The following is a 13926-nucleotide window of genomic DNA, read 5'->3' on the forward strand; positions in this document are numbered from 1 at the left end:
CCTACATTGAGCCATGGCCACCATCACGCTGTCGGAGTTCCGCGACGTCCCGGTGCCGGTCGACGAGGCCTTCGACCGGGTGCTGCCACATCCGCTGCCGGAGATCTTCCGTCGTCGGCGACTCGCGATCCCGCCGGTCAGGGCCGTGCGTCGCCAGAGAGGCGAGTGGGGCACGGTAGGTCAGACGCGCACCATCGTGACCGCTGACCGAGGCACCGTGGTCGAGACACTGGTGTCGACCGACCGCCCGCACAGCTTCGGCTACACGATCTCCGACGTCCGCGGCCCGATGAAGCCACTCATCGCGACCGCCGACGGGCTCTGGAGCTTCGAGCCGGCGGGGAGCGGCACCCGCATCACCTGGACCTGGGTGCTGACGCCCACCCCCGTCGGCCGCGTGGCGATGCCGGCGTTCGCCGTGATGTGGCGCGGCTACGCGCGTCAGGCGCTCGAAGAGGTCGAAGTCATCCTGCTCACTGCGTCTCGCGGGCGAGGGTGAGCTGCGAGACGTTGAGGTAGCCGCTGGCGAAGCCTGCCTGGGAGTAGGCGAGGTAGAAGTGCCACACCCGCATGAACATCTCGTCGAAGCCGAGGGCCAGGACCGCGTCGCGCTGGGCCAGGAACCGGCGGTCCCACCGACGCAGCGTCTCGGCGTAGTGGCTGCCCATCTCGAGCTGCCCCACGACGCGCAAGGTGGTCTCCTCGCGGGTGACCTGGTCGATCACCTCGACGCTGGGCAGGAAGCCGCCAGGGAAGACGTACTTGTTGATCCACGTCTGGCCGCCGCGGGTGGCGAGCATCCGGTCGTGGGGCATGGTGATCGCCTGGAGGGCGACCCGGCCGCCCGGTGCGAGCACCTGGTCGAGGATGCGGAAGTAGGTGCCCCAGAACTCGTGGCCCACGGCCTCGATCATCTCGACCGAGACCACAGCGTCGTACGTCGCTCCGGTGGCCGCGAGCGAGCGGTAGTCCATCAGCTCCACGGAGACCCGGCCGGCGAGCCCGGACGCCGCGATCCGCGCCTCGGCCAGCTCGAGCTGCTCCACCGACAAGGTGACGGTGTGGACCGTCGCGCCCCGGCGGGCGGCCCGGATCGCGAGCTCTCCCCACCCGGTGCCGATCTCGAGCACACGGGTGCCGTCGGTGACGCCGGCCTCGTCGAGGAGCCGGTCGATCTTGCGCGCCTGCGCGTCGGCGACGTCGGGGCTGTGGAGACGAGGGTCGGGGCTGTCGGTGGGCTCTGGTGGAGTGGCCACCAAGTGCTCACCGACGGAGCCGGGGCCCGTCCCGGCCGGCGTGGAGGAGGTGTCGAAGAGGGCGGACGAATAGCTCAAGGTCTCGTCGAGGAAGAGGGCGAAGAGGTCGTTGGACAGGTCGTAGTGGTGCGAGACGTTGGCCCGGCTGTTGGCCTCGGTGCTGCGGTGGTGGCCGGGCATGCGGGGCGTGACGAAGGCGCGCAGCCGCTGCAGCGAGTCCGGCACCAGGGTGGCGATCCCGGCGGCCGGGACGGTGAGGAAGCCGGCCAGGTCCTCGGCGTCCCAGGCTCCGGTGAGGTAGGCCTCGCCGAAGCCGATCAACCCGTGGCGGCCCAGGCGTGCGTAGAGCTCGTCGGGCCGGTGCAGGCGCATGACCGGTCCGCCCTGGCCGAGGCGGCGGCCGGTGGGTTCCTCGACGACCGTCACAGCGAGGCGGGCGACGGCGGCGCGGAACAGGCGCTTTGCGACCGCTGCGGAGACGGCCGTGCGGAGGCCGGGCGCGAGCGGCTCCAGCGCGGGGAGGCTCTGGGAGCGCGGCCCGGCGCTCGGCAGGATCGGGCCGTGCTCGGTGGCGTAGTGGTCGGTGTGGTTCTTCTCGAGGGTCATCGGACGCCCTCCTGACGATGACGCGGCCGTGGGCGCGGCCGGACCGGCAGTCGCCGGGCCCAGAGCCAGAGGCCGTGGGCGCGGATCTGCAGGCTGCCGCGCAGGGCGGCGCCGAGGGTCCTGCGGAGGGGGACGTCGCTGCGGGTGCCGACGAGGCTGGCGCTGAACGGGGCGGGGGCGCCGCCGGGTGAGTCGAGGTCGTGGCCGCGCAGGGTCACCGCCACGAGCAGCCGGTCGGTCGGGATCGGCACCGCGATGTCGTACGTCCCGTCGACGCCGTGGAAGGGGGAGACGTACATCGCCTTCTCGGTGTGGGCGCGGCCCTGCTCGTCGGGGTGGACGAGGTAGGCGTGCCGGTCGCCGTAGGTGTTGTGCACCTCGACGATGACGCCCGCCTGGCGGCCGGCGTCGTCGAAGCACCAGAACACGCTGATGGGGTTGAAGGCGTAGCCGAGCGACCGCGGCTGGGCGGCCATCAGGATCGTGCCCGGCCGGTCGCCGGTGCCGAGGGTGACGTCGTGGTCGGCGAGGAACGCCTCGACGTTGTGGCGCAGCGCGCGCTCCGGTGACCCGAGGTGGTCGCGCGCCTCGAAGCGGGCGAGGACGCCGTGGTCGGGCAGGTCGTCCACGTCCACCAGCCAGAAGGTCGAGGAGTGCTCGAAGGTCCGCGCGAAGGGAGTACGCCGGGTGTGGCGGGTCTTCGTCTCGAAGCGTCCCGCCGCGGGGACGACTGGAGTGGTGCGGGTCCACGGAAGCCCCAGGTGGGTCGCGGCCACGAGCCCCGAGCGCGCACCGTCCTCGTGGAACCCCCAGCCGTGGTAGGCGCCCGCGAACGCCGTCCGCGGCGTGTTGATCTCGGGCAGGCGCCGCGAGGCGGCCACCGACTCGGGCGTGTAGAGCGGGTGCTCGTACTCCATCCGGGCGATCACGGTCGCGGGGTCCACCAGGTCCTCGCCGCCGAGGGTGACGAGGTAGTGGGTGTCGGTGGGGAGGCGCTGCAACCGGGTGAGGTCGTAGGTCACCGTGACCGCTCCGGTCGCGCTGGCTGGGCGGTGGAAGTTCCACGACGCTCGCGCGTCGCGGGCACGAGGGAGCAGCGAGGTGTCGGTGTGCAGGAGGGCGGTATTGCTGCTGTAGGGGAACGCCGAGAGGACCTCGCGCTGCGCGCCGGTCGGGGCCTCGAGCATGGCGAGCGCCTGGGCGGGGTGGGTGGCGACGACGACCGCGTCGAAGGTCGACGTCGCACCGCTGCCATCGGTGACCTCGACCCGGTCGGCGAGCTCGCGGACCGACGTCACCTTGGTCTCGACGCGGATGTCGTCGAGAGCCGCCGCGACCTTGACGACGTACGTCGCGGAGCCGCCGGTGACGGTGCGCCACTCGGGCGAGCCGAGGACGCCGAGCATGCCGTGGTGCTCGAGGAAGGTGAAGAGGTACTGCGCGGGGTAGTCGAGCGACGTCGCCGGGTCGCAGGACCACACGGCCGCGACCAGCGGCTCGATGAAGTGCCGGACGAAGCCGGCCGAGAACCCGCCTTCCGCGAGAAAGTCGCGCAGGGTCTGGTCGTCCCCGGCGCTGCTGGCCAGGAGGGCGCGGGCCCGTCGGTGGAAGCGCGGGATCTCGAGCAGCATCGTCCAGTGCTCGCGGGAGCGGAGCGTCGAGCGCTGGGCGAAGAGGCCGCGCGCCCCGAGCGCACCGGCCCACTCGACACCCGTGCCGGCGTCGCTCACCGAGAGCGACATCTCGGAGGGCTGGGTCTCGACGCCCAGCTCGGCGAAGAGCCGCAGGAGCGTGGGGTAGGTCCGGCGGTTGTGGACGATGAAGCCGGTGTCGACGGCCAGCTCGCCGTCTGGGGTGGGGACGCGGTGGGTGTCGGCGTGACCTCCGAGCCGGTCGTCGGCCTCGTAGAGCGTGACGTGCGCGGTCCGCGACGCGATCCAGGCAGTAGTCAGTCCCGCAACGCCGGAGCCGACGACGGCGATCCGGCGCTGGTGCGTGCTGCTCATGTCGCTTCGGTGAGGTCGAAGAGGGCGATGGGCGGCGTCGTGGGCTCGCGCGAGCCGCCGTCCGGCTCGACGGTGATGCCGACCGCGATCGCCTCGGCGGCGGGGCCGTCGAGCACCACGGTCTGGTCCGGGTCGTCCTTCATCAGCCCGGCGGGGACCATGGCCTCGTCGGGCGTCTGGAACCACAGCTCGTAGTCCTTGCCCTCTGGGGCGGAGACCATGTCCTCGGTGACGATGACGGCGCGGTTCTCGGCCTTGGAGCGCACCACGGTGGCCCGACCCGCATCGCCGAGGTCGAGGAAGACCTCCTCGGCGTCGGGAGCCCGCAGGACCCGCTCGGCGGCGGTCGGCGGGGGGACGTCGTCGGCCCAGGGCTGGGTCACCGCGGCGCCGACGCCGACGATCAGTGCGAGTGCCGCCGCGACCAGCAAGGGCACCCAGGGTCGCCGCGTGGCCGGCTGCACGGTGGTGGCGGTCGCCGGTGTGGCGGGCGGGACCTCGGGGGCGAGGGGGCGGACCTGGGAGATGCCGGCCAGCACCGAGTCGCGCAGCGACGCGGGCGGCGGGGTGGCCACGGTATCGGCCAGCAGGGCTGCGGTCTCCCGGAGCTCGGCGACCTCGGCGCGGCAGTCCTCGCACTCGGCCAGGTGCTGCTCGAAGCGAGCCCGCTCGAGCTCGTCGAGCGCATCCAGCGCATAGGCGCCCGTGAGCTGGTGCATGTCGCTCATGAGCTGACTCCCATCAGGTCTCGCAGACGGATCAGTCCGTCGCGTATTCGTGTCTTCGCGGTGCCCAACGGGACGTCGAGCAAGGTGGCGACCTCCGTGTGGGTGTAGCCGCCGAAGTAGGTGAGCTCGACGGCCTGGCGCTGTACGTCGGTGAGGGTGGCCACCGCGCCGCGGACCCGGGCCGCCTCCAGCGAGGCGTGTGCCGCTTCGGAGGTCTGGTCCTGCTCGACCGGGTCCGTCTCGCGGTTCCAGGTCTCGTCGCGGGCGATGGCCGCCTCCACCGAGCGGATCCGGTCGACGGCCTTGCGGTGCACGATCGTCAGCAGCCAGCCGGCCGCACTCCCGCGCCGGGGGTCGTACCGGGTGCTGGAGCGCCACGCGTCGAGGTAGGCCTCCTGCGTGACCTCCTCGGCGTGGGCCGGGTTGCGGACCACGCGCAGGGCCAGGCCGTACGCGCGAGCGGACGTCGCGTCGTAGAACTCGGCGAACGCCTGCTCGTCGCCCAGGCCGGCCCGGTGGAGCAGGTCGGACAGCGTCGATGCGGTGCCCCCGGACGGGACGCCTTCGGGCGCCCCGTCCGGTACGGGCCTCACGTGGTCCACGTCGGTCATCCTCGCCTAGTGCTGTGCTTCTCGAGCCGGTCTTGTCGGTGGACGGGTCACATCTTCGGCATCATCACCGAGTCGATGACGTAGACGGTGGCGTTGGCGGTCGAGACGTTGCCGCAGACGACGGCCGCGCCCTCGGCGGTGAAGTCCTCGCCGGAGCCCTCGACCGTGATCATGTCGCCGGCAAGGGTCTCGTGCTCGCCCGCGACGTCCTCAGGCGAGAGCTGGCCGGCGACCACGTGGTGGGTGAGCACGGTGGTCAGCGCCTCCTTGTCGGCCAGGAGGGCGTTGAGGTCCTTCTTCGGGATCTTGGCAAACGCGTCGTCGGTGGGAGCGAAGACCGTCAGGGCCTCGGCGGAGTTGAGCGTGTCGACGAGGCCGGCCTCGGTGACGGCCGCGACCAGCGTCTTGAGCAGCGGGTTGTTGGAGGCGGCCGTGGCGACCGGGTCGTCGGCCATGCCCTCGACCGACCCTTCGCCCTCGGTCGGGACGCCGGCGCAGCCGGGACCGAACGGACCGGCGGCCATCGCCTCTTCGGCCGGCGACTCGGATTCCATGTTGGATTGGGTGGGCGTCTCGGACGTGGTCTCCGAGGTGGTGGGCTCGTCGGCGGTGTCGGCGTCGCTCTCGCCGCCACAGGCAGCCAGGCCCATGGACGCGGTCAGCGCGAGGGCGGCGAGGCCCAGGGTGCGGGTGCGGAGCTGGGTGAACATGTGGGTGCCTTTCGTCGGAAGCTGCGGTGGGGGTGGTGTCGGGAGGTGTTCGGAGCACGCGGTGGGCCGGATGGGTGGGACGGCAGGAAATGTCGCCGTCGCCGCCTCACGTGATCGTGAGCGCGATCTCCTGCAGGCCGGAGGAGCCCTCCGGGAAGGGCGTCGTCCGCACGGCGCTCTGGACGTCGCCGTCCTTGTTGGTCGCCCGGCAGGCGACGAAGTGCTGTCCCGGGGTGGCGTCCCACTCGAGGAACCACTGGCGCCAGTAGTCGTCGGTGACCTGCGGCCCGAGGGTGGCGGGCCGCCAGGCCTCGCCGTCGATGCGGACCTCGACCTTCTCGATGCCGACGTGCTGCGCCCAGGCGATGCCGCCGACGATGACCTTCCCGGCGCTGCTCTCCGACAGCGGCCTGGGGGTGTCGATCCGGCTGGAGAGCTTGATGGGGGCGTCGACCGCCCAGTCCCGCTCGGTCCAGTACGCCTGCTCGGCGTCGTACGTCGTCAACGTGATCCGGGTGATCCACTTGCAGGCGCTGACGAAGCCGTAGAGCCCGGGGACGACCATGCGGGCCGGGAAGCCGTGGACGCGGGGCAGGGGCTCGCCGTTCATGCCGATCGCGATCAGCGCATCCCGGCCGTCGAGCGCCACCTGCAGCGGGGTCGAGATGGTCATCCCGTCGACATCGGTGGAGAGGATCTGGTCCGCCCCGGTCGAGTCGATGCCGGCCCTGGCCAGCACGTCGGCCAGCGGTATGCCGAGCCAGCGGGCGCCGCCGAGGTAGGGGCCGCCGACCTCGTTGGAGACGCAGGTGAGGGTGATGTCGCGCTCGACGGTCCTCATCGCGGCGAGGTCGTCGAAGGTCAGCGTCACCTCCTGGTCGACGTCGCCGTCGATGGTCAACGTCCACGAGTCGACGTCCACGACCGGCACGGTCAGGCGCGTGTCGACGCGGTAGAAGTCGGCGTTGGGCGTACGCAGCGGGCTGATGCCGTCGTACGTCGCCTCGAGCCCTTGGGGGAAGGCGGGCGCGCGTTCCGTGGCGACCGGCAGTGCGATGTCGGTCCCGCCGAGACGGGCGGACGTGACCCAGCGACCGAGGGCGCCCATGGCCACGGCAGCGGCGGCCAGCGCCGGTCGCCAGCACGACCCCGCGCCGGCTCGGACCGTCGACCGCTGGCGACGGCGCGCTCGAGGCGCGGTCGTCGAGGCGGTGCAGCCACCACAACGAGGTGGCCGCGACGACGGCGGCGACCAGCGCAGGGACGAGGTCCAGCGGACCGGAGCCCGGGCGCAGCACGGCGAGCACTTCGGCGACGCCGGCGAGCCCGACGACGACGAGCAGGCCGACGGTCTCGCGCCGAGCGCCGACGATGCCCGCGACGGCCGCCAGCACCAGGACGACCGCCACGACCGAGCCCACGAGGACGGCTTTGTCCGCGGTGCCGAACTGCCGGATCGCCCACTCCTTGAGCGGCGTGGGCGTCAGGTCGATGACGGTGGAGCCCACCGCCAGCACCGGCGACGCGGCCGGCACGGTGAGTGCGGCGACGAGGTGGGCGGCCGCGAGACCGACGACGGTGGCCAGCACACCGTGCCCCGCATGGCGGAGCGTGCTCCGCCGGGTGTGCTGGTCGGGGGTCTGCATGTGGGGTGTTCGGAGTGGGAGTGGCCACGGATGGCTCGGGCCCGGACCACCACGGGGAAGTGGTGCGGCATCATGCGCACATGAGCGATACCTCCGCCGAGCTGGTCCACTACGCCGTCGCGGACGCCGTCGCGACGATCACCCTCGACAGCCCGGCCAACCGCAACGCGCTGAGCCGACAGCTGGTCACCGAGCTCGTCGCGCACCTCGAGCGCGCCGGCGCCGACGACGGCGTGCGGGTCGTGCTGGTCGAGAGCTCCGGCAAGGTGTTCTGCTCCGGCGCCGACCTCTCCGAGGCGACCACGGAGGGCATGGAGGTGGGCGCCCGCAGGATCGTCGACCTGCAGCGGCTCATCGTCACCCTCGACAAGCCGGTGGTCACCAAGAACCTCGGCGCCGTCCGGGCCGGTGGCATCGGCATCATTGCCGCCGCCGACATCGCCGTCAGTGCCGACGAGGCCACGTTCGCCCTCACCGAGGTCAAGCTCGGCCTGGCCGCAGCGATCATCAGCCTGACGGTCCACCACCGGATGAACCCGCGCGCTGCCGCGCTCACCACCCTCGGCGGCGAGGTGTTCACAGGCGCCGAGGCGGCGGCGTACGGACTGGTGACGAAGGCGGTGCCGGCGGCCCACCTCGACGACGAGGTGACCGCGATCTGCGCCAGCCTCGCGACCGGTGCCGCCCAGGGCCTGCGCGAGTCCAAGCGGATCCTCAACCGCGACCTCGTGGCGCGGATCGACTCCCTCGGCGAGGAGATGGCCTCGACCAGCGCACGGTTGTTCGCCAGCGACGAGGCGCGCGAGGCGATGACGGCCTTCCTGTCGCGGAAGTAGCGGCACAGGCGGGTCCTGGGCCCGGCAGCCCCTGCTGTCGAACCCAGTGTGAGCACTCGGTCCTGGGCGCCAACTTCCTGCGATGGTGCGCGGTCCATCGCAGGAAGCCGGGTCAGTGGACCAAGGACGCAGCGGGAGCGAGCACCTCTCAGCCTCACCAGGGGCTTGACGATGGACGTCAGGGCCCGCTGCGCGCCACGAGGCGGATCAGCTCCTGGGTCGCGAGGCCGAGGTGCGTGTCGACCGGCGGGGTCCCGATCGCTGCCTGGACCGGTCCGCACTGGGTCAGGTCGATGGTGAGCGTACGAGCGGTCCCGGTCGCGTCGGTGAGCACGACGACGTACGACGGCGCGGCGGGGTCGAGCGGGCAGTCGGTCATCGCGCCCAAGTGGACGGCGGTGGTGGCGCTCGCGCGGATCGACTCGGACACGGGCGAGCCGGCCTGCCACTGCCCGACGAGCTCCCGACGCTGGCCCGCCCCGCTGTAGACGCAGACGTCGGCCGCGGTGGCGGGGAGGGGCAGCAGTGGGACGGTCGACTGCCAGTGCGACTCGGCGGTCTCGGCGAGCAGGCCGGCCGAGCTCCCGTCGTGGTTGGTCTCCGTCGTGGTGAAGCGGGCCGGGCACGTGACGGGGTCAGGGAGCGGCCCGGGCGGGCCACTCGCCCCCGCCGCATCCATGAGGAGCGTGGTCTCGAGCTGGCTGAACAGCACCGTGTCCCTAGTGCTGCAGCCGGTGTCGCCGGTGAGCTCGGCGACCCGGCCGTCGACGAGGCCCACCTCGATCCGGAAAAGCCCGGTCGGCCGGAGCGATGCCTCGTCGACGCCGCACACGGGGCGATCGACCTGCGTCTCCCACAGCGTGGCGGCGAGGGCGGGTGCGAGGTCCCCGGTGATCACGCCCTGCGGGTGCCGTACCCGCAGCGCTGCTCCCTCGTCGGCGAGCGGGCAGAAGCGGACCCACGTGGCCTCCTGCTCGCCGATCTCGCTGGTCGGCGCATCGGTGCGAGCCACGCAGTCCGTGCTCGGCTCGGCCGAGCTGTCGTCGCCGTCGCCGTCGTCGTCGGCCATCAGCCGCGGCAGCGCGAAGGCGCCCGCGAGGACCAGCGCCACCGCGAGAGCGGCGCCCAGCCACCGCCGGGTGGGTGCGCGGTCGCGTGCTTCGTCGTCCACTCGTCCCCCTCGTGTGCTGCCGGGTCCCATCCAACAAGACGGCCGGGCGCACGGTGCCGTTCCACGGATTCTCGGTAAGTCGGCGCGGAGCACCACCCGGCGCTAGGCTTGTCGGTCTGCCCGGAAGCGTGGGCAGTTGCATCAAGGGATGTCATCGGGGGATGAGGAGCAGGTGTGAGCGAGGAGCTCGAGGCGCGGGAGATCGCTGCCGAGCAGCAGTACGTCGACGAGGTCTACGTCCAGCTCGACGCGTCCACCCAGAACGCCAAGGCACTGGCGGCGGAAGGACACCGCCGCGGCAAGCTGGAGCACGAGGGCGGTCTCGTCGAGCGCGACGCCATGGTCTTCCAGGCCGCCAAGCGCATCGCGCAGCTCGACGCCGCGCACGAGGGGCTGGTCTTCGGCCGCCTCGACCTCGACCCCTCGATCGACCAGCAACCGCGCTACATCGGCCGCATCGGCGTGCGCAACGCCGAGCGTGACGTGCTGCTGATCGACTGGCGTGCGCCGGCGGCCAGCGTGTTCTACCAGGCCACCGCCGCGACCCCGCAGGGCGTCGTACGCCGTCGAGTGCTGCGCTCGCTGCACCGCACGGTCATCGGCGTCGAGGACGAGCTGCTCGACGCCGACGCTCTCGAGAGGGCCGAGACCGACCTGCCGATCGTCGGCGAGGGCGCGCTGATGGCGCAGCTGTCCCGGGCTCGCGACCGCTCGATGCACTCCATCGTCGCCACCATCCAGGCCGAACAGGACCAGGCGATCCGCGCACCGGGCAAGGGCGTCGTGTCGATCTCCGGCGGCCCCGGCACCGGCAAGACCGTCGTCGCGCTGCACCGCGCGGCCTTCCTGCTCTACTCCGACCGTCGGCGCTACGAAGGCGGCGGCGTCCTCGTCGTGGGTCCCAGCGGCGTCTTCATGCGCTACATCGAGCGGGTGCTGCCCAGCCTCGGCGAGACCGCAGTGGCGCTGCGCTCCCTGGGCGAGGTCGTCGGCGGCGTCCGCGCGACCCGCCACGACGAGCCGGCCGTCGCCGACATCAAGGGCGCGACCAAGATGGCCGAGCTGATGCGGCGCACGGCCCGCCAGCACGCGCCCGGCGCCCCCACCAGCTTCCGGATCTACTGGCGCGACGAGACGATCGTCCTCGACCCCGGCCTGCTCGGCCGACTGCGCCGGCAGCTGATGTCGCAGGGCCGCCGCAACCGCCAGCTGCCGCGCGTGGCCAGGACCCTGCTCGACGCGATGTGGCGCCAGGTCCAGGGCGAGCGCGGTCGCGAACGCGGGCGTGAGGCGTTCGACGACGACATGCTGTCCCACGACGGCTTCGTCGAGTTCGCCTCGCACTGGTGGCCGCCCCTGGATGCCGCCACCGTCTTCGGCTGGCTGCGCGACCCCGAGTTCCTGGCCCGCGTCGGCGAGGGCGTCGTGACCCGCGAGGAGCAGCTCCTGATGGCCAAGTCGTGGAGCACCGGCGACCTCTCGATCGAGGACGTCCCGCTGCTCGACGAGCTGCGCTACGCCATCGGCGACGTCCCGCAGCGCACCGACGACGAGCGCGACCTCGACGAGACCGGTCTCCTCGAGGGTGGTGTCGACCTGCAGGAGCTCACGACGATCTCCGAGCGCGAGTACGCCCCCGGTGGCCTGGCCTGGTCGGCGCCGACCCACCGGATCGACGACGACGGCTACGCCCACGTCCTCATCGACGAGGCGCAGGACCTGACGCCCATGCAGTGGCGGATGGTCGGTCGTCGCGGACGCGCCGCGAGCTGGACCATCGTCGGCGACCCCGCCCAGTCGTCCTGGCCCGACGCCCCCGAGGCGGCACGCGCCCGCGCGGAGGCGCTGGAGGGCAAGGAGCTCCACGAGTTCCACCTCTCCACCAACTACCGCAACTCGGCCGAGATCTACTCCTTCGCCGCCGACTACGCCCGCCGCGTGGGCCTCGACGCCGACCTGCCCGACGCCGTACGCCGCACGGGCGAGGAGCCACGGGTCGTCGGCCGGGTCGACGACCTCGAGGCCGCCGTCCGCGAGGCCGTGACCTCGACCGCCGGCCGCGTCGAGGGCACCGTCGGCATCGTCGTGCCGGTGGCCCGTCGCTCCGAGGTCAATGCGTGGCTGGCGTCGTGGCCCGAGCTCGCCGAGGACGCCGCCGGCGCCCGCGCGGCCGTCGACTCGAGCGTGACTCCGAGCGGTGAGGACCGGGTCGTGGTCCTGACGGGCCTCGACACCAAGGGGCTGGAGTTCGACGGCATCGTCGTCGTCAAGCCGCAGGAGATCGAGGACGAGTCGGCCACCGGGCGCTCGACCCTCTACGTCGTGCTGACCCGGGCGACGCAGCTGCTGACGACGGTCGGCTGAGATCGGGATCGGGACCACTTGTCCCCGCTGCGTAGCATCCCGCACGCGGATCCCGACAGCACCAACAACCCTGGGGAGATTGATGTCTCGGCTCGCGCGCCGGCAGGTGGGTAGCAGGACACCGTGGCGCGCCGCGGTGCTCGTCGGCGCTCTCTTACTCCTTGCCACGGCGTGCATCGGCCCGGGCACGTGGCCCACGACGGAGTCGGGACTCCGACGTGCGGTCCAGCCCCGCACCACGACGGCTCCGCCCTCCACTGCTCCGCCGACCGCAGCGCCGCCCACCCCGGCTCCCCCCACGTGGGAGACCGTCTTCGTCGATCATTTCGACGGACCGGCCGGCGCGTCGCCCGACCAGTGGCACCACATGCCGGGCTGGAACGCCGCCGCCCTCAACGGGGCAGGCAAGCTCGAGGTGGGGCACGTCGCCCAGATCCGCTCAACACCCGGTTGGACCCTCCCAGCAGGGACCCGGGTGCGGGTCTCGGCGAGCCTCGTGATGCCCGACACGGGCAGCAACTACGCCGCCTTCTGGGTCCAGCACCCCAACGGTGTCGACCCCCGCGAGCTGGACGTGATCGAGAGCTACGGCCCCCTCAAGCCGACGGGCGCGCAGCTCGGCTCGCACATCTGCTACGACGAGATGGTCGGCGTCGGCGCAGACGCCTGCGAGGTCTCAGGCATGCCTCCCGAGCTCTGGCCGGTCGGCCAGGCCTTCGCCGACGGCGCGAAGCCGTGGCATTCCTTCTGGGAGTACCACGCGGAGTTCACGGTCGGCGGTGACCAGGTGCACTACGAGGCGAGGGACGGCTCTGGCAACCAGGCCTACATCGTGGACTCGACGCCGGATCCTCGCCGGGTGCCGGGCAACGCACTCCCGTTCCACCTGAGGCTGTCCAACAAGGACGTGGAGCCGCAGTACGTCGTCGCCGGTGGTGCGCGCCACAGCATGCTGGTCGACTGGGTCACCGTGCAGGTGCTGTACCCGACCGCCGCCAGCTGAGCCTGGCTCAGGCCGGATCCGGGTCCGGCAGCACCGGTCCGGCGGCGGCAGCCGGCCGGCCGAGCCCGGCCACGGCCCCCAGGACCAGCAGGATCCCGACGACGGCAGCCGCGCCGAGCGACTCCTCGAGCACGACAGCCGCCACCACCGCGGCGGTGACCGGCTCGACCAAGCTGGCCGTGACGGCGGTGCTGGGCGCGACGACGCGGAGCCCGGAGTAGAGCAGGACGTAGGCCAGCGCCATCGTCAGGACCCCCAAGTAGGCCAGCCAGGCCAGCGCTGCCGGATCCGCGGTGACGCGCGGCCCCTCGACGAGGGCCAGGCAGGGCAGCAGCACGGCCGCGCCCACGAGCGTCATCCCGCTGGTCAGCACCAGCGGCGACGAGGTGCGGCTGATGGAGCCGCCGGCCACCGTGGTGAGGGCGTACGTCGCACCCGACGCGATTGCGAGCAGCACGCCCGCGACCGGGGCCGGGCCGGTCGCGGACTCGTGGCCCGCCACGCTGACCAGCAGCAGCCCGACCAGTGCCGCCATCAGCACGGCCAATCGACCTCGCGCGGGCGCGCGGCGGTTGCGCACGGACTCCGCGACCGTCAGCAGCACGGGTGCGAGGCCGAGGCTGACGACCGTCGAGACGGCGACCCCGACCTGGGTGACCGAGACGAAGTAGAACCCTTGGTAGGCGGCCGTGCCCACGCCGATCGCCAGCAGCTGGCGTGGCCGGGCGCGTGCCAGGTCGAGCAGCTCGCTGCCGCGGCGCAGGGCGAGGAGCGCCACGAGGAGCACGGCACCGGCGCTCGCCATCCGCCAGGCGCTGATCGTCACGGGGGACAGCGGGTCGGACTCGCGGATGAGCTGCACCGCGAGGCCGCCGGTGCCCCACAGGACGCTGGCGGCGGCGACCTCTGCGAGGCCGCGCAGGTGTGTCGTGTGGTGAGGCTGGAGGGACGTGCTGGACAGGTTGGACATGCTGACGATGCTCCGTCGG

13 protein-coding genes are annotated in these 13926 nt (G+C 72.5%); 5 read left to right on the top strand and 8 right to left on the bottom strand.

All coding sequences use genetic code 11. The annotated features are described in order from the left end of the window. Window positions 1-13: 13 nt before the first annotated feature. The gene (locus tag J3P44_RS12320) at window positions 14-499 is read left to right on the top strand and encodes an SRPBCC family protein (RefSeq protein WP_255890665.1); all 486 of its coding nucleotides are present in this window, start codon (window positions 14-16) and stop codon (window positions 497-499) included. Here the strand turns inward: J3P44_RS12320 and J3P44_RS12325 are convergent. The 6 genes from J3P44_RS12325 to J3P44_RS12350 all read right to left on the bottom strand — a co-directional run bounded on the left by J3P44_RS12325 (window position 474) and on the right by J3P44_RS12350 (window position 7025). After that, the gene (locus J3P44_RS12325; protein WP_255890667.1) at window positions 474-1862 is read right to left on the bottom strand and encodes an SAM-dependent methyltransferase; all 1389 of its coding nucleotides are present in this window, start codon (window positions 1860-1862) and stop codon (window positions 474-476) included. The two genes, J3P44_RS12320 and J3P44_RS12325, sit on opposite strands and share 26 nt — an antisense overlap. Further along, entirely contained in the window at window positions 1859-3868 is a 2010-nt protein-coding gene (locus J3P44_RS12330) for an FAD-dependent oxidoreductase (RefSeq protein ID WP_255890669.1), read from the bottom strand. Before J3P44_RS12330 ends, J3P44_RS12325 begins: the two co-directional genes overlap by 4 nt. After that, window positions 3865-4596 (bottom strand): anti-sigma factor, encoded by a 732-nt coding sequence (locus J3P44_RS12335; RefSeq protein WP_255890671.1) that lies wholly within the window; start codon window positions 4594-4596, stop codon window positions 3865-3867. Before J3P44_RS12335 ends, J3P44_RS12330 begins: the two co-directional genes overlap by 4 nt. Then, window positions 4593-5207, bottom strand: coding sequence for an ECF RNA polymerase sigma factor SigK (gene sigK / locus J3P44_RS12340; protein ID WP_255890672.1), 615 nt, complete (start codon window positions 5205-5207; stop codon window positions 4593-4595). The genes J3P44_RS12335 and sigK overlap by 4 nt, the downstream gene beginning before the upstream one ends. 47 nt (window positions 5208-5254) lie before the next feature. Further along, entirely contained in the window at window positions 5255-5917 is a 663-nt protein-coding gene (locus J3P44_RS12345) for a fasciclin domain-containing protein (protein ID WP_255890673.1), read from the bottom strand. Between the two features lie 106 nt (window positions 5918-6023). Continuing rightward, a complete protein-coding gene (locus tag J3P44_RS12350; protein WP_255890674.1) occupies window positions 6024-7025 on the bottom strand; it encodes a molybdopterin-dependent oxidoreductase in 1002 nt (333 codons plus the stop codon). On the opposite strand from J3P44_RS12350, the gene J3P44_RS12355 reads away from it, so the two are divergent. After that, window positions 7024-7647 carry a hypothetical protein gene (locus tag J3P44_RS12355; RefSeq protein ID WP_255890675.1) on the top strand — a complete coding sequence of 208 codons (624 nt, stop codon included), beginning with the start codon at window positions 7024-7026 and terminating at the stop codon, window positions 7645-7647. The genes J3P44_RS12350 and J3P44_RS12355 overlap by 2 nt on opposite strands. Continuing rightward, complete coding sequence (locus J3P44_RS12360; RefSeq protein ID WP_255890677.1) at window positions 7644-8399, top strand: enoyl-CoA hydratase-related protein; 756 nt, start codon at window positions 7644-7646, stop codon at window positions 8397-8399. Before J3P44_RS12355 ends, J3P44_RS12360 begins: the two co-directional genes overlap by 4 nt. Window positions 8400-8577: 178 nt before the next feature. On the opposite strand, the gene J3P44_RS12365 is transcribed toward J3P44_RS12360, so the two are convergent. Continuing rightward, on the bottom strand, window positions 8578-9570 hold the full coding sequence (locus J3P44_RS12365; protein WP_255890678.1) for a hypothetical protein: 993 nt from the start codon (window positions 9568-9570) through the stop codon (window positions 8578-8580). Between the two features lie 174 nt (window positions 9571-9744). Here J3P44_RS12365 and J3P44_RS12370 point away from each other — a divergent pair, with 174 nt between their 5' ends. Both J3P44_RS12370 and J3P44_RS12375 read left to right on the top strand, forming a co-directional pair. After that, window positions 9745-11934, top strand: coding sequence for a HelD family protein (locus tag J3P44_RS12370; protein WP_255890679.1), 2190 nt, complete (start codon window positions 9745-9747; stop codon window positions 11932-11934). Between the two features lie 106 nt (window positions 11935-12040). Continuing rightward, window positions 12041-12937 (top strand): LamG domain-containing protein, encoded by an 897-nt coding sequence (locus J3P44_RS12375; protein WP_255890680.1) that lies wholly within the window; start codon window positions 12041-12043, stop codon window positions 12935-12937. A gap of 7 nt (window positions 12938-12944) precedes the next feature. Here the strand turns inward: J3P44_RS12375 and J3P44_RS12380 are convergent, their stop codons facing one another. Next, the gene (locus J3P44_RS12380; protein ID WP_255890681.1) at window positions 12945-13907 is read right to left on the bottom strand and encodes a DMT family transporter; all 963 of its coding nucleotides are present in this window, start codon (window positions 13905-13907) and stop codon (window positions 12945-12947) included. Between the last annotated feature and the right edge of the window lie 19 nt (window positions 13908-13926).

The sequence above is a fragment of the Nocardioides astragali genome (assembly GCF_024436375.1).
In the GTDB taxonomy this organism is placed as follows: Bacteria; Actinomycetota; Actinomycetes; order Propionibacteriales; family Nocardioidaceae; genus Nocardioides; species Nocardioides astragali.